Source organism: Gloeocapsopsis sp. IPPAS B-1203 (genome assembly GCF_002749975.1).
GTDB lineage: Bacteria > Cyanobacteriota > Cyanobacteriia > Cyanobacteriales > Chroococcidiopsidaceae > Gloeocapsopsis.
On sequence record NZ_PEIG01000010.1, the window covers coordinates 205,743 to 230,381 of the forward strand.

A 24,639-nucleotide genomic window follows, 5' to 3' on the forward strand; every position below is an offset into this window, starting at 1 on the left:
TTAACTACTTATATATTGAGTTGGTAAAACCGATAGAATTTTAATAGAGGTATATAGTTAGACATTGCTACGGGTTGACGAAATCGACAACCTAGTAAAAATTTATTGGCAATAAAGTTATGATTCAATTCAGAAAAATATTGAGTGCAGCTAGTGCAATTACACCTTTAGTTTTTGGTGCAGTACTTGTCACAATGCCATCAGCACCAGTCGCGGCGCAATCAGTAGTATTTGGTCAAGAAGCTCCTGACAGAGTCAGTCAACCGCAGATGGTAGGTTCTTTTATCTACGGTAGTCCTATTCCAACTCCTATGCCTGTAGATCCTGTCACTGGATTTTCTGTTCGTCGGACTCCAATAAATTCATGGAATTCTACTCCTACGAGGAGAACAGGTACAGTTGTTAACTCTACGCTAGTTAATCCTGTTTTAGTTAATCCCACCATTCGCGATTCCACACTAATTAATCCAGTTATTCTCAATTCAGGATATCGCCGTGTTGACATACCTTCACGCGTTATTGTTGTCCCCTATTAGAGCTAGGGGAGCAGAGAAGATAGAGAGTCGTGAAGTGTTGAGTTACGAAAACTCAAAGTTCAAAATGTGCTAAGGCACCGCTACGCTAACAAAACCCAAAACTAATCACTAGCCACTAGTCACTAGTTACCCTAACCTCTGACCCCTCACCCCTTTCTACCCCATAAACTCAGAAGCTACAATCATTGAGCCAATACCACTATCGGTAAAGATTTCTAGCAGTAAAGCGTGAGGAATTCTCCCATCGATGATATGGGCAGCATGAACGCCTTGGGCGAGCGATCGCACGCAACAGTTAACTTTTGGAATCATTCCACCGCTCACAACGCCTTGTGAGATTAGTTCTCGCGCTTGTTGAATGTCTAGTTTATGCAGCAAGCTAGAAGGGTCTTTATACTCTTTCAAAATTCCTGGCGTATCAGTCAGTAAAATTAATTTTTCCGCACCTAATGCGGCAGCAAGTTCACCTGCGGCAGTATCGGCATTGATATTATAAGCTTGACCTGTTTCGTCTGCCGCCACACTTGACACAACAGGAATATAACCGCTCTTAACTAGCGCCTCCAAAATATTGACATCCATACTCGTGACTTCTCCGACAAAGCCAATACCTTCTTGACCTTGAGGACGTGCTTTGATCAAATTACCATCTTTACCACACAATCCAACCGCAGAGCCGCCAGCACGGTTAATTAGAGAGACAATTTCTTTGTTAACGCGACCAACTAACACCATTTCTACGACATCCATTGTTGCCGCATCCGTGACGCGCAAGCCATTTTTAAATTGTGGTTCAATTCCCAACTTATCTAACCAGCTATTAATTTCTGGTCCACCACCGTGAACAACGATTGGTCGTAGCCCTACATAAGATAAAAATACAATGTCGCGAATAACTTTATCTTTAAGCGAACTATCTTTCATTGCCGCACCGCCGTATTTTACAACAACGGTTCTTCCGGCAAACTGTTGAATATAAGGCAGTGCTTCACTCAGGACTCGAACACGGGTGGCTTCAGTTTCTCTAATATATTCGCTATCGTTGAACATAAGCAGGTTTTATAAAGCAAAAAGTATGCATTGCAGTTTAAAAGAATTTGTGTTTTTCAACAATCTCAATTGCAACAATTTAAAATCTAAAGTTGTGTTGTAGGTGTCTCGCCCGCCTTCTTCAAGACTTGAGGAATTGCTGCTAATATTCGCGTAGCAAGTTGTTCTGGCGTTTCTTCCAAATTTACATTAACTCGGAGATCTGCTTGTGAATAAAGCGGTTGTCGTTGTTGCAATAGAGTTTCTAGCTGTGTGCGCAAGTCACCTGCTTGGAGTAATGGTCGAGTTTCATCAGTATTTAAACGGGTATAGAGCAATTCTATCGGTGCATCAAGCCAGACAATTAAACCGTGGTGCAAATAACTCCAATTTTCGCGTCGCAGGACAATACCACCACCCGTGGCGATCGCTAAATGTGTATAAGCACAAACTCTTGCTAAGACTTGAGTTTCTATCTGCCTGAACGCTGATTCACCAGTTGTCGCAAATACTTCGCTTATTGATTGCTGTGTTACTTGAGTAATAATCTCATCTGTATCCACAAATTTATAGCCGAGTTTGGTTGCTAAGACACGCCCTACTGTTGTTTTACCAGTTCCCATCATGCCAACTAAGTATAAGTTGACTCCTTTCAATAAATTATTTTGCTCAACTGACTTGTTCACAACCTTATCGTTCAGTTACTTACTATTGATTAATATTAAAACTGTAATATAAAAATCTTAAACACTTCATAAATTTCTTTTTTCTCTGTGCTTGCTGCACTGAAGTGGTTCATTAAAGAGTTGTTCTAACTCAAATAAATTTGCTATAAAACTTGTCAGTTTTGGCTACTGTGCTCAAATAACTTTGAATATTTCCCTTTTTTAGAAAAGAGATATCTTGATGATTTTTGATACTTTGATAGATGCGATCGCTTAATTGTTCAACTATATAAGCAGTGAAACACTTTTTTTGAATAATCTGAGAAGCATTACTATCTACAATGTTTCGTCGTTGTAGAAAAGCGATCGCATCCAAAATTTCTAAGTTTGAAGCGTCGAGTGGTATTTTGCTTTGTAGATTCGAGACTAAATTAAACTGAGGATTTAGTGTTAGCCAGTACAAAACTTGTTCTTCTAGCACAGATAAACGAGATAACTGCTGAGCAATAACTTCTCTCATCTCGCTAAAATTAATACTTTCCTGTGCTATAAGTTTGGTAATATTATTAGCAAATACGTCTTGAATTACTGTCGCAGCAATTTTAATAAATAAGGGATTACCAGAATAGTAATCAACAAGAAAGTCACATTCTTCTTCGGAGAAATTGACAACTCCTTTAACTTGCAAAATTGAAGCAACCTCAGTACAACTGAGTCCTGAAATTTTTAATACTCGCACTGGTAAGGCGGTACCTTGGATAGCTGCAATCTCATGAGGTTGTTCTCGGCTAGTAAAAACTAAGCAGCTTTGATGTGGCGATTCTCCAAGACGTCGAATGAACTCGGCATAGCCTTGGTAGCCTTCGATATATTGAAAAGAGCGATCGCCAGTATCTAAAATAGCCTCAAGACCATCAAGTACAATCAGGCAACGAAAAGCGCGGAGATATTGTAAAAGCTGCGAAATTTGAGCGTGGGTATCTTTAGCAGGGGAAATTGATTCAGTCGCAAAAAACTGCAGCAGTTGCTCTAATATATCTTCTATGCGTGGTGCGAAGCAAAGCGATCGCCAAATAACATATTGAAAATGTCCTTGAACTTGTTCAGCAATTTTTACTGATAAAGCTGTTTTACCAATCCCACCCATGCCTAGCAGGGCAACAATGCGACACCGATCGTCAACAATCCATTGCTGTAGCGATCGCAGTTCTTGATTTCGTCCGTAAAATATTTGAGCATCAATTGCTTCGCCCCAATCTTGTTTGGGCGTTGTCACGATATTATCTAAGTGTTGATTTGGCAGCGGAGTAGATGCATCATTTATCTTGGCAGTTAAATTTCTATATCCCGCCTTTTCTAGTAGTTGAGCAACGCGACTCCAATTTTGAATTTTAACCGAGTCTCCTGTTTGAAAACTCAACATCTCTTCTATATACTTATATAATCCATTTGATAAATAAACTCTGACTGTACTGCTACTACGGTTTTGATAAATAATGCTGGCTATCTCTGCTGGACTGTAGCCACACAGTAATCCTCTAAGCAATGATCTTTCTACAGCAGTCAAAGACTTTTCCTTTGCTTTGGCTAAATCCATGTACAGCTTGTCTAAATTCCAGAGTTCCTCTGCGGCTGTAAATTGTGACTCCACTAGCTTTGTTTTAGAGTGCATTTTTTCATTAACTTTTAATTTTTGTTGCTACACAATAACAATGTAGTTGATTTTTTTTTAACGATTAACAGCGTTAAGCTAACGATTTACATAACGATTGTTAGGTGATAAATTACTTATAACTTAGTTATCTTTGGCTTAATTGATTATCTGATTATTGAAACTTTATCAATTCTTGTACGTCACAACATGATAGGGTTTGCCTTGCGCTCAAGCAAAGTCTAACTTTAATTACTTGTGTTGCTAACGCTACTATGCCTAACTTGAACTCCAACGATCAATAAGTACAAATCTTTGTTAGTTCGTAGGTAGTTCCACCCTTCAGGTGTTATGGATGAGGTTTAAAGCATGGCTTTGATTCGTGAACTAGTGCAGAAGACACTAAAAACTGGCTACTTAACTATTGAGGCAGAGGAACAACTGCGACAATTACTCACAACTCAATACGACCTAGAAGACTTCAATGCTTTCATGGCATTACAGGAAGCTGCCATGATGGGTCAAGTCAAGCAAGAATCTCGCGAACGGTTTCAATACGCAGCACTTGAGCAATTCACTTAGTGCGCTATCTAGCTAAAATTGAACATTAAATTAAGTAAAATTGTGTTCTAGTAAGATGGGCGACGCTGTCAACTGCGTCTGACTTAGCATATTTTATTTCAAGGGTGAATTATTCTCATCCTCAAACTCGTCATCCTCAAAGCCCCAATCCTCGTCTTCCTCCGTTGTATTTGTCCTACTACCATAAGGTGGCGTAATCACACGATAGTCAGCATCATAGATTGATTCAGTCTTACCAACACTGGAGTTTTTTGGTTCGTTAGAACTATACGAGTAAACAGAAGATTGATTGCTGCTAGGATTAGGTCTGACTTCGTAAGTTTTAGAGTCTTGGATAGTTGTGTCTGGGCGAGATTCTTGCGGTGTTGTGTTTTCTGCAAAATCCCAGTCATCGTCTGTAGAATTATCGCTACTCCAATCATCAATTGTGTCACTCGTTGTAGACGCGGATGCTGATGAAGATGTAGCACTCGCTGCTGTTGTGTATTCTTGCTTGACAGTACGTTGATTTTGACGTGGTGAGGTGCGATCGCCAATACTACGCCGCTTTACTTGGCTTTGAGCGAAATAATTTGACGTTTTGAATAAACCCGCGATTAGTAATGCAGAAAATGCTCCAGCAGCTATGCTGAGTAAAATCCACACCGCTAGTGGTAGCGCTAGCGATCGCCCACCCAAAAAGACAAGTGGAAGGACGGGGGACCAGTTTTGCAACAGCAACAAAGTTAGTCCTCCCAACACCACCAATAGCAAAAGTAGTCGCAAAACAGGCATAGTTCTAGGTGATAGGGTACTACCCTTCTATTTTCGCTCTAATCACGTCCCTGCCATCGTTGAATGGGAATACAATCAATATCAAGCTGATCCAAAGCACGGGCAACAACAAAATCAACTAAATCTTCAATTGTTTGCGGTTTGTGGTACCAAGCAGGAATTGCCGGAACAATTCTTGCACCAGCTTCAGCCAGCATTGTTAAGTTTCTTAAGTGAATTAAACTAAAAGGAGTTTCGCGCGGTACAAGAACCAATTTGCGTCCTTCTTTTAGTTGCACGTCTGATGCCCGCTCAAGCAAGTCTGAACTCAGCCCAGCCGCAAGCTTAGCTACAGTACTCATACTACAGGGAATGACAACCATACCGAGAGTGCGGTAGGAGCCGCTGGCAATACTCGCTCCCACATCGCCCCAGTGGTGACAGTAGAGTTTTCCTTGTTCCACACCAACACCAGCTTGCTGCCGCCAGAACTGCTCTTGCTGCAAGGGTTCTACTGGCATCCGGATATTTTGCTCAGCTTGCCAAACCATGTACGTTGATTTAGAAGCAACGAGTTCGACTGCGTATTCAGCAGCTAAGAGAAACTTGAGCGCACGAACAGCGTAAATTAACCCTGATGCTCCAGAAACTCCTAAGATCAGGGGTGAGGGAGAGCCAGTGTCGTGCGGAGGTGTCCTCCGTTGAGGAGCCACTGCGTTGCGGGGGTTCCCCTCGTTGTAGCAAGTGGCGTCGGACTGGCGTTGAGTGGTGAGTGGTGAGTGATTAGACACAAGATTATTGGGTTTACTCCTCGTCAAGATAAAAATCAGAATCGGAATTAAGATCTTCCAAATCAGAATTAAAATCGTCGTCGTTATCTTCTAGCAAACCCTCATCTTGGAGTAGATCGCCTTCGGCGTCACCATTGACTGTGACTAAATCAATTTGTTGGCGATAGTAGTCTACATTTTTCACTTGGACAGCAACGCGATCGCCTAAGCGGTAAGCAGTACGACTTTTACGACCAAAGAGTGCTTGTTGCCGCGCGCGATACTCATACCAATCGTCTTTGAGCGAGCTAACGTGAACTAACCCTTCAACGCGTAGTTGTTTACCATTAGCATCTGGAACCGTAATTTCTACAAAAAAGCCGTAAGATTGAACACCAGTGATCAGCCCTTGAAAAACTTCTCCAGTCCGCTGTTTCATTAATTGTGCTTTTTGCAACCCAGCGAGATCTTCTTCGGCTTCTTGTACTTCTTTTTCGCGATCGTTCAGTTGCACAACAAGTCTGGCAAGATCTGTTTCTAACTCTTGCTGAATATCTGGTGGTAAGACATTCCACGTGACATTACCGTGAGCAGAACTATGTCGTAGGTTCACCCGCTCTTTGGCTCGTGTTGTCCGGCGATCGCGTCCTTGCTCAAATAAGGTGTGTAACACGCGCTGCAATAGTAAATCAGCATAACGCCATAAAGGCGAATTTCCTCGAGCGTAAGTTGGTAAGGCTAAACCAAAGTGCGATTGGGGAGCAACGCTGTAAACACTTGGCTTAAGTGTCGCTTGCAGAAGATATGTCAGTACTTGCTCAGAGTCAGGTACTTGCGCAAATTGCTCGGTAAACGCTTGAAAGTCAGCCGATGAAATATTGTCTTCTTGCTCAAGTTGCAGTTCTACACCGAGATTGCTTGCCAACTTGATCATCTCCTGCACATCTTCAGAATCAGGAGCAGGTTGAGTGCGATAGATTGCAGGAATTTCCAAAGTTTGTAGATGTTGTGCGATCGCCTGATTTCCTAACAACAGCAACTCGGTTAGTAACGATTTCACTGGTGCGTCATCGGCGACAACCACTCCCAATGACCCCTCATCATAGTAGGGGTAATCTTCTTGAGGTAGTTTTAGTTCAAAGCTACCACGTTGATGCCTTTGGGTTTGTGCTGCTTGGCTAATAGCAGATAGCTGGCGGATCAGTTCAACAACTGCGGTGGGTAACTCATTAGACGTCGGCTCAGTTGGTTCCTGTTGACCATTGAGTGCTGCTTGTTGTGCTTTGATAATGGCTTGTGTTTGTTGTTCGCTGATGTGTTGATCGACCGCGATTACCGTAGGTTGAATCTCAAACTCAACAATTTGTCCAGTATTAGAGTCAAGAATAAGCAGCACAGACATCGCTAATCTGTCGCTACCCGCTATCAATGAGCAGCGTTCTTGAACAGCTTCAGGAAACAGTGGTAATACTGTGTCTCTTAAGTAAACACTGCTACCTCGTTTGAGGGCTTCTTTATCTAAAGGTGAATCGGTTAAGATGTAATGGGCAACATCTGTGATGTGAATTCCTAAGCGCCATCTTCCTTCTGAAGTTTTTTCTAAAGTCAAAGCATTTTCAATGCAGGCAGCGTCTGCTCTTTCTTGGGTGACGATCGCTATTGTGAGGAGCGATCGCAAATCGAGTCGCTGTTTAATTTCAGTTTTGGTGATTTGACTCGGCAAGTTGGCAGCTGCAGCTAGTAAGCTTTCACTAAAACTGCGTGGCAGATCGTGTTTACAGCAAACTAAGTCAATATCCGCAGCTGCTTCTGCACTTCCGCCTAGAACCTGTACCACTCGACCTAGTGGTGGCGACTGTCCTAATGGATAGCGCAAAATTTCGACATGGATGAGGTGTTCAATTGCTTCTGTTAAGTTGATATCGCTTGGTGCTAAGTCAATTTCAAATAATAAGCGGTCATCTAGAGGAACGGCACGAAAACCTTTTTCAGTTTGTTTTAGCCGTGCGAGTAAGCTGTGATTGGCGCGTTCTAAAATTAAGCGAACTTCTCCTTCAGGACTGCGACGACGGCTACCTTCTTTTGTCAGTCGAACTAAAACGCGATCGCCATTCCATGCCGTACTTAAATGGCTTTCGCGGATATAAATATCTTCTGCGCCCTCTTCGTCTTGGATTGCAAAGCAAAATCCCTTACTCGAACAGCGGAGTTTGGCTTCAATAACTCCTTCTTCGGGTAGGCGTCGATACTTACCACGTTCTTTAGCTAAGATGCCAATTTTTTCGAGGACTTCCAAGGTGATATGTAGCTTCGTTAGACTAGTGTCTTCGAGACAATCTAGTTTTTTCTCTAGTACCTTGGCAGCAACTAATTTATCATCATGAAAATTCGCAAGTAATGTAGCGATTGAAAATTCCATTGAGAAAACCGACCTTTGGTCAAAAAATTATTTGTGTTGTCCTTTGGTGTCATGTGTCGTTGCCTACGCAACTGTAGCAGCGCTGAGGGAACTTAAGAACAAACTGCAGTTGTTTTACCTAATTGATAAATACAGGTTCTCTACCCACTTTCTGCAGCTTATGCCTTGATTTCGATTTGCTTGCGGCAGAGTAGCGTTGACATACCATATCAGTGTATTCCTCTTTGTGAGGAACAGCAGGTACTCCACACATTGGATGCTACAACAATATTACTGTTATTCACATCCTTAATATCTACAGATAAACTGTCGACAGATAGCAAGCAACACTAACTGCGATGTGAGTTGGCGACGCTTGATGTCTTAGAAGTGAACGGTACACCGGAATTAAACTCCGGGGAAAAGCGTTCACCGCATTCCGCGGTCACTGTTTGTTAGACTGCAGTTGTGAGTTTAATGATACTGCCGAGCATCGTTACCTTATTTGTAGGATTGGTAACACTAAATTCAGCAGCAAGCAGACACCAAAAGAGTGAACCCTACTATATTTTAGATAAGAAATGTACTTAGGCAAAGGATTTTTCCGGCGATCGCCAAAATAAAATAGTAAATAAGGTAATCCGTGCATACTTGGATGAGGTTAAAAGGAAAACCTACAGGACTTCAAGTGAATTTTTAATCAGACTCAGTTCCAAAGCATGAATTTACTCTCACAAGTTAAACTCTCCCACCTCAAGCAGTAGTTAATCATACTTATGTTGGCGCAATTGTTTTTTGCTCGCTATCCTACGGGCAATCTCCTGTCTGAATTAGTCGAGATTTATGAAGGAAAATTTATTGTACAAGCAACCATTCAAATAGATGGCACAACTCGTGTTACAGGTATGGCAGCCGCAGAAACAATTGAACTTGCGGAAGATCAAGCCCGCGAACGAGCTTTACTTGTATTGATGCAACCTGCTACTACGACACCAGTATCACCAAGCCTGCTGCAGACGACACCGGACACCGCATCCAAACATCAACCAGAAGCCAAATTAGAATTATCTAATTTATTACACTCCCCGCAGCACAAAACTGATCGCGTTTCTGTAGACTCTCCTACTGCTGCAACAAGCGAATCAGATATAGACGTATTGAGCCTCTCAAATATTGACAGCGAGCAAGCACATCCAGTGTGGAATAATGCTACACCACTGCGATCGCGCGATCAAGAATTTCAGGATGAAACAGCAGTTGCCACAGTCGGGTCGCCGATCGATTTATCAGACGCACTGTTAAAAATCGATGTTTTTCTGAAGCGCTTGGGCTGGAGTACAGAGCACGAAAGCGAGTATCTAGAAAGAACTTACAAAAAGCGATCGCGTCAGTTCTTGACAGAGTCCGAAGTCGTAGAATTCCAAAACTATTTAGAATTACTGGCTAAAACAGGTGATGAAATGAAGCGTCTCAAGTGGAGTGTGCAACAAGGAAGAGATTATTTACTTCAAACATACAACAAGCGCAAGCGGACTTCATTGACGCATCAAGAGTTACTGGAATTCTTGCAATATTTAGAATCCCAGCCTTCCTCTCAAGATGTAACTTAAACTAACTCGCAACTGCTACAGGACGATTACCAACTGAAGTACGGTTAATGACTTGATCGATGAGTCCGTAGTTTTGAGCTTCATCGGGAGACATAAAAAAGTCCCGTTCTGTATCTTGCTCGATCCGCTCCATTGGCTGATTTGTGTGCGCTGCCAAATACTCATTAAGACGGCGCTTGTGGTACAAAATCTCCTTAGCTTGGATTTCAATATCAGTTGCTTGTCCTTGCGCACCTCCCAAGGGTTGGTGAATCATGATGCGAGCATTTGGTAAACTCATTCGCTTACCTTTCGTACCAGCACTGAGCAGAAAAGCCCCCATACTTGCTGCAAGTCCAGTACAAATCGTACAAACATCCGGTCGAATGTGATTCATCGTATCAAAAATTCCCATTCCTGCCATTACAGAACCACCAGGAGAGTTGATATACAGATAAATGTCTTTTTCTGAGTCCTCGGCATCAAGAAATAAGAGTTGGGCAACAATTAAGTTTGCTAAATTGGCATCGATTTGTTGTCCCAAAAAAATAATCCGCTCGCGCAACAATCGAGAGTAAATATCGAAGGCGCGTTCACCGCGACCTGATTGTTCAATAACAATAGGAATCATGCTAAATTTGCTCGTTGTCTTAGCTTTTCTTAATTTTATCGAGAAGATGTCTAAATTGGAGCAGAGGAGCGAGGGGCGTTAGCGTAGCGGGACGAAGTCCGGAGCGAGGAGCAAGTTAAAACAATTCTTTTAATTCAAAACTCAAAACTCAAAACTCATAACTCATAACTATTCACTCCCTCCTCTCCGCTAGACTAAGCAAAGACGGCAAATGCAAATAGAATTATGACTAATCGCCTTGCCCAAGCTCAAAGCCTTTACTTACGCAAACACGCAGAAAATCCGATTGACTGGTGGACTTGGTGTGATGAAGCTTTGGCAACAGCAAAAGCAGAAAACAAGCCTATTTTTCTTTCCATAGGCTATTCTAGTTGCCACTGGTGTACTGTCATGGAAGGGGAAGCCTTCTCAGATGCGGCGATCGCAGAGTATATGAATGCTCACTTTATCCCCATAAAAGTAGATCGCGAAGAACGACCTGACCTCGATAGCATCTACATGCAAGCTTTACAAATGATGGTAGGTCAAGGGGGATGGCCATTAAATATTTTTATTGCTCCTGATGATTTAGTTCCGTTTTATGGAGGTACTTACTTCCCTGTAGAACCGCGCTATGGGCGTCCAGGTTTTTTACAAATATTACAAGCAATTCGCCGCTACTACGACACTGAAAAACAAGACTTACTGGCGCGTAAAGCTGCGATCTTAGAAGCAATTCAAAAAAGTGCGGTCTTACCTCAAACTCAACAATCTGCTGAAGATCTCCTGCGTAAAGGAATAGAAACTAATACTAGTGTTATTACACCGCATGATTATGGCACGCAATTTCCGATGATGCCCTATGCCGAGTTAGCGCTACGTGGTACTCGGTTTCATCATTCTTGGCGTTATGACATTAAACAAGTGTGTCAACAGCGTGGCTTAGATTTAGCCACAGGTGGAATTTTTGATCATGTTGGTGGTGGATTTCATCGTTACACTGTCGATCCGACATGGACAGTGCCGCATTTTGAAAAGATGCTCTACGACAATGGTCAAATCGTGGAGTATCTCGCGAATTTATGGGCTGCTGGAGTTCAAGAACCAGCAATTGAGCGAGCGATCGCATTAACTGTGCAATGGCTCAAGCGAGAAATGACAGCTTCTGAAGGTTACTTTTATGCAGCGCAAGATGCTGATAGTTTCACTCATCCAAACGAAACTGAGCCAGAAGAAGGCGCTTTCTACGTTTGGACTTATAATGAGTTGCAACAGATCCTCTCGCCAGCAGAATTAGCGGAGGTGGAGCAACAATTTACCGTAACTCCCCAAGGCAATTTTGAAGGGCAAAATGTTTTACAGCGGCGACACTTTGATCAGTTAAGTGAGAGCGTAGAACAGGCGTTATCCAAGCTTTTCACTGTACGTTATGGTGCAGCATTAGAGTCGTTGGATGTGTTTCCACCAGCGCAAAATAATCAAGAAGCAAAAACTCAAAATTGGTCTGGTCGTATTCCTGTAGTAACAGATACAAAAATGATTGTTGCTTGGAATAGCTTAATGATTTCTGGGCTAGCAAGAGCGTATGCAGTTTTCAAAAAAGCGGACTATTTAGAGGCTGCGCTCGCAGCGGCTCACTTTATTTTGAATCATCAGAGTGTGAATGGACGCTTTCACCGTCTGAATTACGAGGGACAAACAAGTGTGATTGCTCAATCTGAGGATTATGCTTTGTTTATTAAAGCCTTGCTAGATTTGCACCAAGTCATGCAGGAAAAAGACGAACCAGCTGCTTGGCAATTTTGGTTAGAGAAGGCGATCGCGCTGCAAGCTGAATTTGATGAGTATTTGTGGAGCATAGAGCTAGGTGGTTACTATAACACCGCGAGTGATGCAAGTCAAGATCTCATTGTCCGCGAACGAAGCTATGCTGATAATGCGACTCCAGCAGCTAACGGAGTGGCGATCGCAAATTTAATGCAGCTAGCCTTATTAACCGAAGACCTGACTTATCTTGACAAAGCTGAGCAAGGGTTACAAGCTTTTAGTAGTATCATGGATTCTGCTCCGCAAGCCTGCCCAAGTTTATTTTTAGCTTTAGATTGGTATCGCAACTGCACTCTCATTCGCAGTACTCCAAAGCAGTTAGAGAGTCTTCTGGGTGAGTATCTACCAACAAGTGTCCTTGCCGTAGCAACAGATTTACCAACCAATGCTTTAGCACTAGTCTGTCAAGGACTATCTTGTTTACCTCCGATCTCCAGTCAAGCTGAACTATTAGAGCAAGTTTGGCAAAGTCAAATCAGGGGTGAGGAGCGAGGGGGAGCCAGTGCATTGCGGAGGTGTCCTCCGTTGTAGCAACTGGCGTCGAGGGGCGAGTGAAAGAGTGGTTGGTCGTTTCTTAATTATGGACTAGGGGATACTTCAGGAATTGGTTGACTAGGGGGAATGCGTTCAATAGAAATTAGCGAATCCATGACTAACTTAACAATGGGGGCTGCAACTGTAGAACCGTAGGCAATTCCTTTTGGTTCGTCTACAATTGCTAGGACGACGTAACGCGGAGCTTCTATCGGCATCATTCCCACAAAACTGGTAATGACAGCACCACTACGATAGCCGCGACTACTTGTGTTAGCTTTTTGCGCTGTCCCAGTTTTGCCACCAATGCGGTATCCTGGCACCTGCGATGCTTTGCCGCTTCCTTGAAGCACTACTGTTTCTAGCATCTCAACCAGAGTTTGTGTTGTTTTTGGAGAGAAAACTGTTCTGGGTTGCGGTAAACTAGGTTGTTGAAGCCGACCTTGGCTATCTATTAATCCCCTGACAACATGAGGTGTGACTAACTTACCACCATTAGCTAAAGCAGCATGAAGTTGTACAAGCTGAATTGGTGTGAGTGAAAATCCTTGACCGAAAGACGCAGTTGCCGGTTCAATTGGAGAAGAAACAAATTTCGCTTGATTTTTTAACTGACCTCGTGCTTCAAAGGGGAGATCTATGCCTACAGTTTTTCCTATCCCCAGCTTTTGCAGCCAGTTGTAGTAAACATCGGGTTTGAGGCGTTGCATAACTTGCACCATGCCGACGTTGCTGGAGTGTTGCAAGATACCAGTAATAGAGAGAGAGAGATTGTCTTCTTTTTCTGCATTGCGGATCGACCAACCGCCAACTTTAATGGTGTCAGGATCGGGGAAGACATCATTGGGTTGAATGACTTGCTCTTCTAGAGCGATCGCGATATTTATTGGCTTAAAGGTAGAGCCAGGTTCATAAAGATCTGCCAGTAACCAATTTCTAAAGGAGTTGACGTCAGAGTTGAAATACTCATTAGGATTATAAGAAGGCTCAGAAACTAAACTCAAGATCGAACCATCTTGAACATCCATCACAATCACGCCACCACGCTGGGCACTAAACTTTTGCATTTGTTCTCTCAACGCAACTCGTGCAGCGCGCTGCAATCGGGTGTCGAGTGTGAGTTGCAATTTCCAATCCTCACCATGAACAAAGCCCTCAGGAATGCGACCGCTGAGTAATGCCCCGTTACCAGTTTTCCTAAACTCTATTGTTTGTGCTGAGCGCTCAAGTAATTGTTCCTGACTGTACTCTATCCCTGCCTGACCGCGACGGTCGATATCAACATAGCCAACTACATCTGCAACGACATTCTCTTGAGGATACAGACGCGAGTACTCTCGAACTAAATCTAAGCCGTTTGCTCGCAGCTTTCTAAGCTTGTCTGCAACTTCTTCTGACAAAGCTGGGGCTAGCCGAATACCACTTTTCTTGTTCTTAAATCCATCGATGAATAAATCCGTAATATCCGCCGTCGGACGAGCCAAAATTTTAGCAACATCAGTGGCAACGGTTTCTGCTTCTGAGTCACTTTTAAATTGATTGGGATGAACGTATAGCGTGTATACCTGACGATCAATCGCCAAGACGTTATCGTTACGATCGACAACTTGACGGCGAGGAATATACGGATTTACATAGGTGGTCTGTTGCTGTCGCGCCCTTCTCAGCAGTTCTGATGAATGCACAACTTGGAGATGATACAAGTTGCCCGCAAGTACTAAACTACTAGCAAACAATACACCCCACACAAGGATCAAGCGAAAGTAAGGTGTTGTTCCACTTTTTTGGTGTTTATTCAGCGTCTTCCTGGCTTTCTGCTGAGATTTTGTGCTCTGAGTGTTCATTGTTACTACTGTACGACGCCTGCGGTCAAAGCTACCAGGAGGGACTGAAGTAGGCATATGGCAAGATTCTTAAAGTTATGAGTGTTGAGTCGTGAAGTGTTGAGTTTAAGCAAGTTTTGAGTGTTGAGTTAAGAAAGTTTTTAATTCAAATTTCTTTCACTAGCTACTAGTCACTCATCACTCACTCCTCACTCTTATTTAATAACCGGCGGGGTTCGTATCAGACTTAGAATTTTTACGAGTCATAGTTGCCGAAGCAATCGTTTCATCAGGGCGTGCTGGGCGTTGAGGCGCTGGTTTGAGGAAAATTGCCTGCGTGGGATCGGCAGGAGCTAAGCCTGTTTCTGGTTGTTCGGCTTGCTGGGCAATTTTATTTTTAAGCACTTCACTTGCTGTTGTAAGCTGCCTTTCTTGACGTTGTAAATTTTCTAGTTGGCGATACGCTTGGTTCCATGCCCGTTGAGAATACACGGTTCCACTGTAAAGTCCTAGCACCGATGCTATTAAGCAGAAAATTAGCACATTAGAACTCCGTTGTAAAAGACTCAGGCGGAGCAACCATAATGGTTTCCTAGCACTGGGCAGAATTGGCACGCTATGGTTGCGAGTTCTATCTTGAGGTATTTTATTTTGCTTGGCTCGCTTGTCAGGATAACTTGCGGGAACAGCATATGTTGATTTCACAGCATCTTTCCGCTGATAGTTGGTTTCACTTGATTTATAAGCAACACTCATAGACTTTATTGCTTAATAGAGTTATTTAGATATCAAATCAGTCGATTCTGTCTGTGGCTAGCAACTGAGTAGCGCTAGCAACTCATATCAGAATCGCCCCTATCCTATCACCTAGATAGCTTTCAGTTGTCAACTTTCCCAAGGAAGAGATTTACACAGTAGCGATAAATCTCTATTGCTGATAACATCAATTACTACTCCAGGTTTGTTCGTGTTCGGTAGTTGGATATTAACATCCTCACTGACACCAGCAATTTTCTGAAAGTAGCATTGGTTAAAAACCTATGCCTTAAGAAGGAAGACGGTAGATCACTGATGTGATAGGTTATCAAGCTAATACAGTCACGATCGCACTTTTGTAAAAAAAGTCAACAAATGCGGTATCGTAATCAACGAGTAGATTGTTTCTATCGCAATTGGTGAAAAGAGGAGTTATGAACAAAAAAATCCTTGGTTTTGCTTTATTTCTAGGCTTGCTCACCACCTTGGGAGCATGTGACACAGCTGGTACTGGAGACGGGACAACACCTGGCGCTAGCCCAGAGGCTCCCGCTGCAGAACCTACAGTGACTCCAACGACATCTCCATAGCTATTCATTTATAGCTAACGGCATCTCACGGTTGGTCTGTTTAAATAGCTCTTTTCTCTCCTACAAAGCTAAAAGTCTGTTTCCGGTAGCAGTGCTATTTACTGCCTGTGCTACATAACACGACTTCTTTGCAGGAGAGTACTTTTTTGAGTTACTGTTAGCTAGTTCGTAGGAGAAAAGTGATGCATATCCGACTAAATTTCTTTTGATTAATAAAATCAAACAATTAAGAGACTTTTTAATAGAAAAAGTTATTAATTATAAATTATACTCTATGAGTGACGACTCAAATATCTAAACATTGAAATACGAGCAGAAACCCTACAATCCTACTGAGTCCGTTTTGCTAAATTTCCTCAGATTATTGACAATAAGAACAAGTCAGCCAAAGATGCATCATCCTGCAAACAGTTAATGGGTTATGCTCAAAGTTATCAGTAGATTAAGTCTGAGTACTAGTGTAGGTCTTGTGCTGGGATGGCAAGCTGCGTCAGTGTTGGCATTACCACCTCCAGAAGACATACCAGAAGAAGTGCTGCGTACAGAAATTATCACAGATGCGCGATCGCCTATTGATGGCAAACAACTGACGGCAGCAGAATATGCAGATTTGCAAGCTCAGTTGCAAAGCCGCCCAGTAACTCCCCCTCTTTCCCCTCAAGTGAGAGAAACAATTACCCTTCTGCGTCTGCGGCGCTTAATTCGGACATTAATTCCTTTTTTACCAATTTAAATATAAAAAGCTCTTGTGCTGTAGTTATGATGAGTACGGTTATTGAGGACTGCTGAGCAGTTGGTTGCTGATCTTGATACAGCAAAAGATTGCAAATAAATGTAAAGAATATGTATAAATATGACGATAGAAATAACAAATTTGTTTTAGGTAAGGTAGTTTCATGTCTATAACCATCGCCCCAGATCAGGTTGAGCGCATTGTTTGGAACCAACATCACGATCCATTTGAAGTGCTTGGTTGTCATACAGTAGAACAAGATGGCAAAACCGTGTGGGTGGTGCGAGCTTATTTACCGAGTGCAAGTGCAGCCTGGGTAATTCGTCCTGAAGAGCGAATTGAATATCAAATGCATCCGGTGCATCATCCCCATTTCTTTGAGTGTACGATCGACGTTCCCGAATTAGCAAACTACCAGTTAAAAATCAAAGAAGGCGAATACGAACGAGTCATTTACGATCCTTATGCTTTTCGTTCGCCACGGTTAACCGATTTTGACCTGCATTTGTTTTCTGAGGGCAATCACCATCGCATTTATGAAAAACTAGGGGCGCATCCGACAAGTATTGATGGCGTTCAAGGAGTTTATTTTGCAGTTTGGGCACCAAATGCGCGTAACGTCTCTATCTTGGGAGATTTTAATGAATGGGATGGGCGCAAGCATCAGATGCGTAAAGGCGCTACAGGAATTTGGGAATTGTTTATTCCGGAAATAGGAGTAGGCGATCGCTATAAATACGAAATTAAAAACTTTGACGGTCACATTTACGAAAAATCCGATCCCTACGGTTTTCAACAAGAAGTCCGCCCAAAAACCGCATCAATTGTTGCCGATCTCAATGCTTACTCCTGGAATGATGCACAATGGATGGAGCATCGACGTCATAGTGATGCTTTAACACAGCCAATTTCAGTTTACGAAGTTCACTTGGGTTCTTGGTTACACGCTGCTTCAGCAGAACCCGCAACATTGCCTGATGGAGCAACTGAACCTGTTGTTCCTGTTTCCGAACTACAACCAGGGGCGCGGTTTTTGACTTACCGCGAACTTGCGGCTAAACTGATTCCTTACGTCAAGGACTTGGGCTACACTCATATCGAACTACTGCCAATTGCAGAACATCCCTTCGATGGATCTTGGGGCTATCAAGTCACTGGTTACTATGCTTGTACCTCACGCTATGGCAGTCCGGAAGATTTGATGTACTTTATCGACCAATGTCATCAAAACAATATTGGCGTCATTATTGATTGGGTTCCTGGACACTTCCCCAAAGATGGGCATGGTTTAGCTTTCTTTGACGGCACACATCTTTACGAACACGCAGATCCCCGCAAAGGCGAACATAAAGAATGGGGAACTTTAGTCTTTAATTACAGCCGCCACGAAGTCAGAAACTTTTTAGTTGCTAACGCTTTATTCTGGTTTGATAAATATCACATTGATGGTATGCGAGTTGATGCCGTTGCTTCAATGCTATACCTCGATTATTGCCGCAAACCAGGTGAATGGCTACCTAACCAGTATGGGGGGCGAGAAAATATTGAAGCTGCTGAGTTTCTTCGGCAAGCAAATCACGTTATTTTTAGTTATTTTCCTGGTATTCTTTCCATTGCAGAAGAGTCTACCGACTGGCCTATGGTATCATGGCCCACATATACGGGTGGATTAGGCTTTAACTTGAAGTGGAACATGGGTTGGATGCACGATATGCTGGACTATTTCAGCATGGACCCGTGGTTCCGTCAGTTTCATCAAAATAACGTCACGTTCAGCATCTGGTATCACCACAGCGAAAACTTCATGTTAGCTCTGTCTCACGATGAAGTTGTACATGGCAAGAGCAATATAATTGGCAAAATGCCAGGCGATCGCTGGCAGAAGTTCGCAAACGTGCGCTGTTTGTTTGCTTACATGTTTGCCCATCCTGGTAAGAAAACGCTGTTTATGGGGATGGAGTTTGGACAGTGGAGCGAGTGGAATGTTTGGGGCGATTTAGAGTGGCACTTATTGCAGTATGAGCCGCACCAACAGCTAAAGCGATTTATGAAAGACCTCAACCAGCTTTACTGCACGGAATCTGCTTTACATACGCAAGATTTTGGACAAGCAGGATTTGAATGGATTGACTGTAGTGACAACCGCCATAGTGTGGTTTCATTCATTCGTCGCGGCAAAGAACCGGAAGATTTTGTTATTGCTGTTTGCAATTTCACCCCTCAGCCACATTCGCATTACCGCATTGGTGTTCCTGAATTTGGATTTTATACAGAAATCTTTAATAGTGATGCTCGTGAATATGGTGGTAGCAATATGGGTAATCTAGGTGGTAAATGGTCTGAGGAATGGTCTTACCACAATCACCCTTACTCAATTGACTTGTGTCTACCACCTTTGGGTGTACTTATTTTGAAACTCGATCAAGAGAAAACAGCAGAAGCTTTAAAGAGGTAGGAGCAAAAAATGCGTGGCGAATAAATTTGTAACTAAACAAACGTAGACGCGTAGCGGCTTCCCGCAGGATAGTTCACCTCCGTGGACTTAATAACAAGTGAATAAAACTTTTATTTTAGTGTGCGGAGGCACACTTTGTTTTGATAGCCCCGACTTCAGTCGGAAGGCGTCTGTGATTCATGCAAGATAATTTAGCGATCAGTTGTAATGACACACAAGGTTAGTCTGAAATTCTACTTTTCAATCGCTGTTAAGCAAAGAAATAGAATTGACTCATCATGTGTTAGTGCAACTAATCGCTAAGCCTAGCTTTTCATCCCTCTATAGTCGATTATTTGCCAGGATCAGCAATAGTGGAAGATAAAGCGATCGCTTCTAATTGCAATAGCTGGTGGTGGGTAGGAGTCACAGGTTGGTGTAGGCTAATGAGTTGAGCTAGCGTTTTTTTCAGTTGAGTTCTGGGCACAATCGCATCAACAAAGCCATGCTGCAATAAATCTTCTGCGGTTTGAAACTCTTCTGGTAACTTTTCGCGTAACGTTTGTTCAATAACGCGGCGTCCTGCAAAACCAATTGTTGCTTTGGGTTCAGCTAAGATGATATCTCCTAACATCGCAAAGCTAGCAGTGACTCCACCTGTTGTGGGATTAGTCAAAACCGGAATGTACAAAAGTTGAGCTTCGCGATGGCATTCTAACGCAGCCGAAATTTTTGCCATCTGCATCAGGCTCAGCATTCCTTCTTGCATTCTGGCTCCACCAGACGCACAGACAATAATTACGGGATAGCGCTTTTGGGTGGCGCGTTCAATTAAGCGCGTAATTTTTTCGCCAACGACAGAACCCATACTACCGCCCATAAACCGGAAGTCCATCACTCCCAAAGCGACAGGCTGTTTTTCAAGTTGTCCGAAACCTGTTTGCACAGCATCGATTAACCCAGTTTTTTCCTGAGTTTCGCGGATGCGATCGCTATAAGCTTTGCGATCGCGAAATTGTAACGGGTCGGTAGGACTGAGAGACTCATCGAGTGGTTGCCAGGTATTCGTGTCAATCAGCTGTCGGATGCGTTCATTGCTGTCTACCCGTACATGATATCCGCACTCTGGGCAGACCATTTGATTAGCTCTCAAGTCTTTGGTATATGCCAAGACTCCACAAGCCACACATTTACTCCACAACCCATCAGCAATGTCACGCTCTTGGCGTTCCTGGCTAATAGGACCAGATTTTCGCCGATTTGCAAACCAATCAAACAGAGACATTAAACTGTGCCATATTTTGTAGTAGCAATCTTTATCTTAATCAAGTCGGTAGTCGCTTGGAAATAAAATCATCCAATTTTGCATTTTAGATTGTAGAGATTTTATTAAAAAATGGCGCTTGAAGTTTATAGCTAACGTTCCCGTTTACCCTTAGCAGATTGAACAATTTGATGCACTCACTATGTATAAATTTGCTTCAGCCTCGGAGGACGAACCCATCGTGTTTGGTTCTGCTCGTCCTGGATATTGCAACGAGCAAGTGAAAGAGTGGATTGAATTTATGCAGCACCAAGACATAAAGCGTGTCTGCTGTTTGCTTCCTGAATCTCAACTCACTCGCTATTCCCATCTGCTTGATGTTTACCGACAGACATTCGGAATCGACCAAGTTTGTTGGACACCGATCGAGGATTTTCACTTTGCCGACGCTGAAATTCTGATCCGCCAAATTCTACCATTCTTAGCTGCCGCCAATCAGAATCATGAGAAAGTTGTTGTTCATTGCTCTGGCGGCGTTGGGCGTACGGGGCATGTTTTAGCAGCTTGGCTTGTGGCTGGACGAGGATTCTCCAACAAAGCCGCGATCGCAACCGTTAAACAAACTGGAAAAAACCCTTATGAAGCAGTCGTCGCTGCCCCTTTTAAGGGTCGCAATCCTTGGAAAGTTGCTGCGGAACTGAATATGTTGCTGGATGAGTGTAATCGATTTAGAGGGAAGTTAACTTGATGCCGAGCACTATATAGATACATTTCAACTACCGCTACAACCCAAAGCGCAAGCGACAGAACTAGCAAAGAGCAAGATCTAATAATGCTGTTTGCTTGAGTGCAGCAGCAATTTTAATCGCTAGGCTGTATATCGCTGTCCTCAGTTTCGATTGGACTAAGCAAGAGTAACGCAGCCCACCGATCTTGGGCATGGACTTGCACAGCAGCTGGGCTACCACTACCAAAATAAGAAGTGATACCTAAATCAACTATCCGCGCTGGAATATCGTGAGCCGTTAGTAGTTGACACATCAACTCAGCTTCCCAGCGCTTGCTTGTGGTTCTTAAGGTAATCCAAGACACGAGATAATTTTAGCAGAACAGAGAGAACTAAAACTAAAAAATCGTGGCTTTTGTGGCGCAGGTGTCTTCTTTAGGAGCAAGTGATGTCAAAATGGATTTCCTAAAAGCATCCATAGATAACTCTATTGAGAGCATCTTTTACCCAAAAAAATTTGGTCAATTAGACTCATTAAATGTTTTCCCAGAACTTTTGAGTTAACAAAGCATCTACATCTTGGGGAAATGGACAAACATTAAGGAACCTCACATCAGGATAATCTTCTCTCATAGCTGCTAAAGCATCCTGATAAGATTCGGTTAAAATCTCTAACATAAAGCTTTTAAGACTAGGAGAGTACTTAAATTCCTTTTTCAACTCTCCGCGAAAATTGCGAATTTCAATCTCCCAACCTCGAAAGCAGTTAGGAAGGCAAACATAACAACGCTTCAATAAATGTTCTAATAAACGAACTAAAAAACTGTGTACTGCTTTACGTTGACTTATTCCCAAAGATTCAACCTCTTCGATCAAATTCTCCCAATCCAAATCTTCTGTATTTCTTGCTTTCAATTTGCTCACTGTATCCTCAATCCAGAAAGCAAAATCTTGATCGTAGAGGTTTTTTATTTGTGATTGGGTCATAACTTTACCTCTGCTGCTAAAGGGCGGGAAAGATTAAACGAAAGTATGCAGTGAGAATTGCCTCACCACTAAAAATTGTAATTAATGCACCTAAAGCAAGAAAAGGACCAAAAGGCATTTTTTGCCGTCTAGAGAGGATACCCAAGGCGATCGCCCCACCACCAATAAACGCACCAACAGCACACGCTAGGAACCCTGCCAACAGAAGATATTTCCACCCTAACCAGGCACCTAACATTGCAGCTAATTTGGCGTCACCCGCACCCATTGCAGCTTGTCCTAAAACAATTGAACCGAAAAATGCGATCGCATCAAATATCCAAATTCCCAACACTGCGCCCAAGACACTCAACATCAACTGATGTACTACTTCATTGAAAGGAAGTTGTGCGATCAAACTTGCAACGACACCAAACATTAAACCTACAACTAATCCTGATTGTGTCAATGAATTTGGTAGCGTCATTGTATCAAGATCAATCAGTGACAACGCTAATAGCCAACCGCAGAATATCCAATATTCGACAGTTTGCACTGAAAACCCAAATCTCCAAAAAACAAGTAAAAATATTAAGCCTGTCACGGCTTCCACGAGTGGATAACGTATGGCAATGGGAGTTTTACAATGACGACAGCGCCCTTTTAACCACAACCAGCCTAGAACTGGAATATTTTCCCATTTACCTAAACGATGTAAGCAACGCGGACAGCGGGAAGGCGGCGAAACAATCGATAATTTAGCTGGTAAGCGGTAAACAACTACATTGATAAAGCTACCAATTGATGCCCCTAATGCAAACACAATAAAAGTAGCAAAGCTAGTAAAGAGAAAATCAATCATCAGGAGTGATTACAAATGAGTGTAGGGCTTTTTGCCTTCATTATTCCCTACTTCTTTTCAGAAGCACTCTCAATCAGTTAGTAAGAATTAGATTCATCGCTTTCAATTTCTGCAATGGGAATAAATTCCTCTAGAGGTAGAAGAATTGGTTTTTTAGAAAAAAGTAACCTACCACGACATGTTAATCGATGAATTGCTACACCAGTCGGTTGTTCTGCGGTGTCTGAACGCAATTCTCGATAGGTTAAATATATCTGGCGTGCCGATTTTAGTAATATGGGATCGCTCAATTTTAGTAGGTCGATCAAGTTCGTTTAGATTCTATCTCCACTTTAAGGAATTTTGAGTTTTGAATTGAGGACTTTTGTTAACACTCATAAGCGTTACTCGGATTGTTCGAGGACTTGAATTAAAGCTTCACCCATTGCACGACAACCTAAGAGATTCATTCCTGGGGACATAATATCCCCTGTGCGATCGCCGCGATCTAAAACTTGCAACACGGCATTTTCAATGCGCGAGGCAGCTACGGGTTGATTTAATGCGTACCGCAGCATCATTGCCGCACTAAGAACCTGTGCTAAGGGGTTGGCTTTATCTTGCCCAGCAATATCAGGGGCGGAACCGTGGACAGGTTCAAACACTCCAGGACCAGAAGCACCTAAACTAGCAGAAGGTAACATTCCGATACTTCCTGTCAGCATTGCCGCAGCATCTGAGAGAATATCGCCAAAGAGATTACCCGTGACGATCGTGTCAAATTGTTTGGGATAGCGTACTAACTGCATCGCGGCGTTATCGACGTACATATGCGAAAGTTCGACATCAGGATATTCGGCGGCTAATTGGGTGATGCGATCGCGCCACAACTGTGACACTTCTAAGACATTTGCTTTATCTACTGAACAAAGTTTTCCTTGCCGTTTTTGTGCGGTTTCAAACGCGACACGCCCGATGCGGTCAATCTCTGCTTCGGTGTATGCCATTGTATTGACACCGCGTTTTTCTCCGGTTTCGGTAGTGAAAATGCCTTTGGGTTGACCAAAATAAACTCCGCCGGTGAGTTCGCGGACAACCATGATATCGACACCTGCAACAATCTCAGGCTTCAAGCTAGAAGCATCGATTAGCTGTGGCAAAATTTTAGCTGGACGTAAATTGGCAAATAAACTTAAACCCGCACGCAGTGCAAGTAGTCCGGTTTCTGGGCGTAAATGACGCGGTAGATTGTCCCACTTATAACCACCGATCGCTGCTAGTAAGACAGCATCACTGTCCTTGCACATTTCTAGTGTAGTCGGTGGTAGCGGTTCGCCTGTTGCATCAATTGCTGCACCTCCAATGAGGGCTTCTTGAAATTCAAAGCGGATGTCTAGCTGTTTACCCACTACCTTCAGTACATCTACCGCGACTAACATAATTTCTGGACCAATGCCATCGCCTGGTAATAGGGTAATGCGGTACTGAGTCGTCATAGTTTTTCTGGCAACGCTTGCAAATCATTGATCATACAGCAAAGGAGGGGTGAGGGGTGAGGGGT

At 43.0% G+C, this 24,639-nt stretch carries 23 protein-coding genes; 8 read left to right on the forward strand and 15 right to left on the reverse strand.

The window, feature by feature from the left end:
- Positions 1-119 precede the first annotated feature (119 nt).
- Positions 120-536: a hypothetical protein gene (locus CSQ79_RS18370; protein WP_289501295.1), complete on the forward strand. Its 417-nt coding sequence runs from the start codon at positions 120-122 to the stop codon at positions 534-536.
- Between the two features lie 156 nt (positions 537-692).
- On the opposite strand, the gene argB is transcribed toward CSQ79_RS18370, so the two are convergent.
- The 3 genes from argB to CSQ79_RS18385 form a co-directional block, all read right to left on the reverse strand.
- A complete protein-coding gene (gene argB / locus CSQ79_RS18375; RefSeq protein ID WP_099702602.1) occupies positions 693-1,586 on the reverse strand; it encodes an acetylglutamate kinase in 894 nt (297 codons plus the stop codon).
- Between the two features lie 86 nt (positions 1,587-1,672).
- The gene (locus CSQ79_RS18380) at positions 1,673-2,251 is read right to left on the reverse strand and encodes a shikimate kinase (protein WP_289501296.1); all 579 of its coding nucleotides are present in this window, start codon (positions 2,249-2,251) and stop codon (positions 1,673-1,675) included.
- Positions 2,252-2,381: 130 nt separating this feature from the next.
- Positions 2,382-3,902, reverse strand: a complete 1,521-nt coding sequence (locus CSQ79_RS18385; protein ID WP_099702603.1) for a helix-turn-helix transcriptional regulator — start codon at positions 3,900-3,902, stop codon at positions 2,382-2,384.
- A 348-nt stretch (positions 3,903-4,250) separates the two neighbouring features.
- Here CSQ79_RS18385 and CSQ79_RS18390 point away from each other — a divergent pair, with 348 nt between their 5' ends.
- Positions 4,251-4,463 (forward strand): hypothetical protein, encoded by a 213-nt coding sequence (locus CSQ79_RS18390; protein ID WP_099702604.1) that lies wholly within the window; start codon positions 4,251-4,253, stop codon positions 4,461-4,463.
- Between the two features lie 93 nt (positions 4,464-4,556).
- On the opposite strand, the gene CSQ79_RS18395 is transcribed toward CSQ79_RS18390, so the two are convergent.
- From CSQ79_RS18395 to CSQ79_RS18405, 3 genes are all read right to left on the reverse strand, one after another.
- Complete coding sequence (locus tag CSQ79_RS18395; protein WP_099702605.1) at positions 4,557-5,237, reverse strand: LapA family protein; 681 nt, start codon at positions 5,235-5,237, stop codon at positions 4,557-4,559.
- A 38-nt stretch (positions 5,238-5,275) separates the two neighbouring features.
- A complete protein-coding gene (locus CSQ79_RS18400; protein ID WP_099702633.1) occupies positions 5,276-5,929 on the reverse strand; it encodes a flavin prenyltransferase UbiX in 654 nt (217 codons plus the stop codon).
- Between the two features lie 91 nt (positions 5,930-6,020).
- Positions 6,021-8,405, reverse strand: a complete 2,385-nt coding sequence (locus CSQ79_RS18405; protein WP_099702606.1) for a ribonuclease R family protein — start codon at positions 8,403-8,405, stop codon at positions 6,021-6,023.
- A gap of 755 nt (positions 8,406-9,160) precedes the next feature.
- Here CSQ79_RS18405 and CSQ79_RS28075 point away from each other — a divergent pair.
- Complete coding sequence (locus CSQ79_RS28075) at positions 9,161-9,994, forward strand: slr1353 family protein (RefSeq protein WP_289501297.1); 834 nt, start codon at positions 9,161-9,163, stop codon at positions 9,992-9,994.
- Position 9,995: 1 nt separating this feature from the next.
- On the opposite strand, the gene clpP is transcribed toward CSQ79_RS28075, so the two are convergent.
- Complete coding sequence (clpP, locus tag CSQ79_RS18415) at positions 9,996-10,643, reverse strand: ATP-dependent Clp endopeptidase proteolytic subunit ClpP (RefSeq protein ID WP_289501303.1); 648 nt, start codon at positions 10,641-10,643, stop codon at positions 9,996-9,998.
- A 186-nt stretch (positions 10,644-10,829) separates the two neighbouring features.
- Between clpP and CSQ79_RS18420 the strand changes: the two genes are divergently transcribed.
- Positions 10,830-12,941: a thioredoxin domain-containing protein gene (locus CSQ79_RS18420; RefSeq protein ID WP_099702608.1), complete on the forward strand. Its 2,112-nt coding sequence runs from the start codon at positions 10,830-10,832 to the stop codon at positions 12,939-12,941.
- A 47-nt stretch (positions 12,942-12,988) separates the two neighbouring features.
- Here the strand turns inward: CSQ79_RS18420 and CSQ79_RS18425 are convergent, their stop codons facing one another.
- The gene (locus CSQ79_RS18425; protein ID WP_099702609.1) at positions 12,989-14,845 is read right to left on the reverse strand and encodes a peptidoglycan D,D-transpeptidase FtsI family protein; all 1,857 of its coding nucleotides are present in this window, start codon (positions 14,843-14,845) and stop codon (positions 12,989-12,991) included.
- Positions 14,846-14,986: 141 nt separating this feature from the next.
- On the reverse strand, positions 14,987-15,523 hold the full coding sequence (locus CSQ79_RS18430) for a hypothetical protein (protein ID WP_099702610.1): 537 nt from the start codon (positions 15,521-15,523) through the stop codon (positions 14,987-14,989).
- A 434-nt stretch (positions 15,524-15,957) separates the two neighbouring features.
- Between CSQ79_RS18430 and CSQ79_RS28080 the strand changes: the two genes are divergently transcribed.
- The 3 genes from CSQ79_RS28080 to glgB all read left to right on the forward strand — a co-directional run bounded on the left by CSQ79_RS28080 (position 15,958) and on the right by glgB (position 19,301).
- Complete coding sequence (locus tag CSQ79_RS28080; RefSeq protein ID WP_289501298.1) at positions 15,958-16,113, forward strand: hypothetical protein; 156 nt, start codon at positions 15,958-15,960, stop codon at positions 16,111-16,113.
- Between the two features lie 421 nt (positions 16,114-16,534).
- Positions 16,535-16,846 (forward strand): hypothetical protein, encoded by a 312-nt coding sequence (locus CSQ79_RS18435; RefSeq protein ID WP_099702611.1) that lies wholly within the window; start codon positions 16,535-16,537, stop codon positions 16,844-16,846.
- A 163-nt stretch (positions 16,847-17,009) separates the two neighbouring features.
- Entirely contained in the window at positions 17,010-19,301 is a 2,292-nt protein-coding gene (gene glgB, locus CSQ79_RS18440) for a 1,4-alpha-glucan branching enzyme (protein ID WP_099702612.1), read from the forward strand.
- A 331-nt stretch (positions 19,302-19,632) separates the two neighbouring features.
- Here glgB and accD read toward each other — a convergent pair whose 3' ends face one another.
- Positions 19,633-20,565, reverse strand: a complete 933-nt coding sequence (gene accD / locus CSQ79_RS18445) for an acetyl-CoA carboxylase, carboxyltransferase subunit beta (RefSeq protein WP_099702613.1) — start codon at positions 20,563-20,565, stop codon at positions 19,633-19,635.
- Between the two features lie 181 nt (positions 20,566-20,746).
- Between accD and CSQ79_RS18450 the strand changes: the two genes are divergently transcribed.
- Complete coding sequence (locus tag CSQ79_RS18450; RefSeq protein WP_099702614.1) at positions 20,747-21,292, forward strand: protein-tyrosine phosphatase family protein; 546 nt, start codon at positions 20,747-20,749, stop codon at positions 21,290-21,292.
- Between the two features lie 113 nt (positions 21,293-21,405).
- Here CSQ79_RS18450 and CSQ79_RS18455 read toward each other — a convergent pair whose 3' ends face one another.
- The 5 genes from CSQ79_RS18455 to leuB all read right to left on the reverse strand — a co-directional run bounded on the left by CSQ79_RS18455 (position 21,406) and on the right by leuB (position 24,574).
- Positions 21,406-21,636, reverse strand: coding sequence for a putative signal transducing protein (locus CSQ79_RS18455; protein WP_099702615.1), 231 nt, complete (start codon positions 21,634-21,636; stop codon positions 21,406-21,408).
- A gap of 169 nt (positions 21,637-21,805) precedes the next feature.
- The gene (locus CSQ79_RS18460) at positions 21,806-22,258 is read right to left on the reverse strand and encodes a DUF29 domain-containing protein (protein ID WP_099702616.1); all 453 of its coding nucleotides are present in this window, start codon (positions 22,256-22,258) and stop codon (positions 21,806-21,808) included.
- Positions 22,259-22,274: 16 nt separating this feature from the next.
- Positions 22,275-23,096, reverse strand: a complete 822-nt coding sequence (locus tag CSQ79_RS18465; protein WP_502693940.1) for a prepilin peptidase — start codon at positions 23,094-23,096, stop codon at positions 22,275-22,277.
- An 80-nt stretch (positions 23,097-23,176) separates the two neighbouring features.
- Positions 23,177-23,407 carry a hypothetical protein gene (locus CSQ79_RS18470; RefSeq protein ID WP_099702618.1) on the reverse strand — a complete coding sequence of 77 codons (231 nt, stop codon included), beginning with the start codon at positions 23,405-23,407 and terminating at the stop codon, positions 23,177-23,179.
- A 75-nt stretch (positions 23,408-23,482) separates the two neighbouring features.
- The gene (gene leuB, locus CSQ79_RS18475; protein ID WP_099702619.1) at positions 23,483-24,574 is read right to left on the reverse strand and encodes a 3-isopropylmalate dehydrogenase; all 1,092 of its coding nucleotides are present in this window, start codon (positions 24,572-24,574) and stop codon (positions 23,483-23,485) included.
- Positions 24,575-24,639 lie beyond the last annotated feature (65 nt).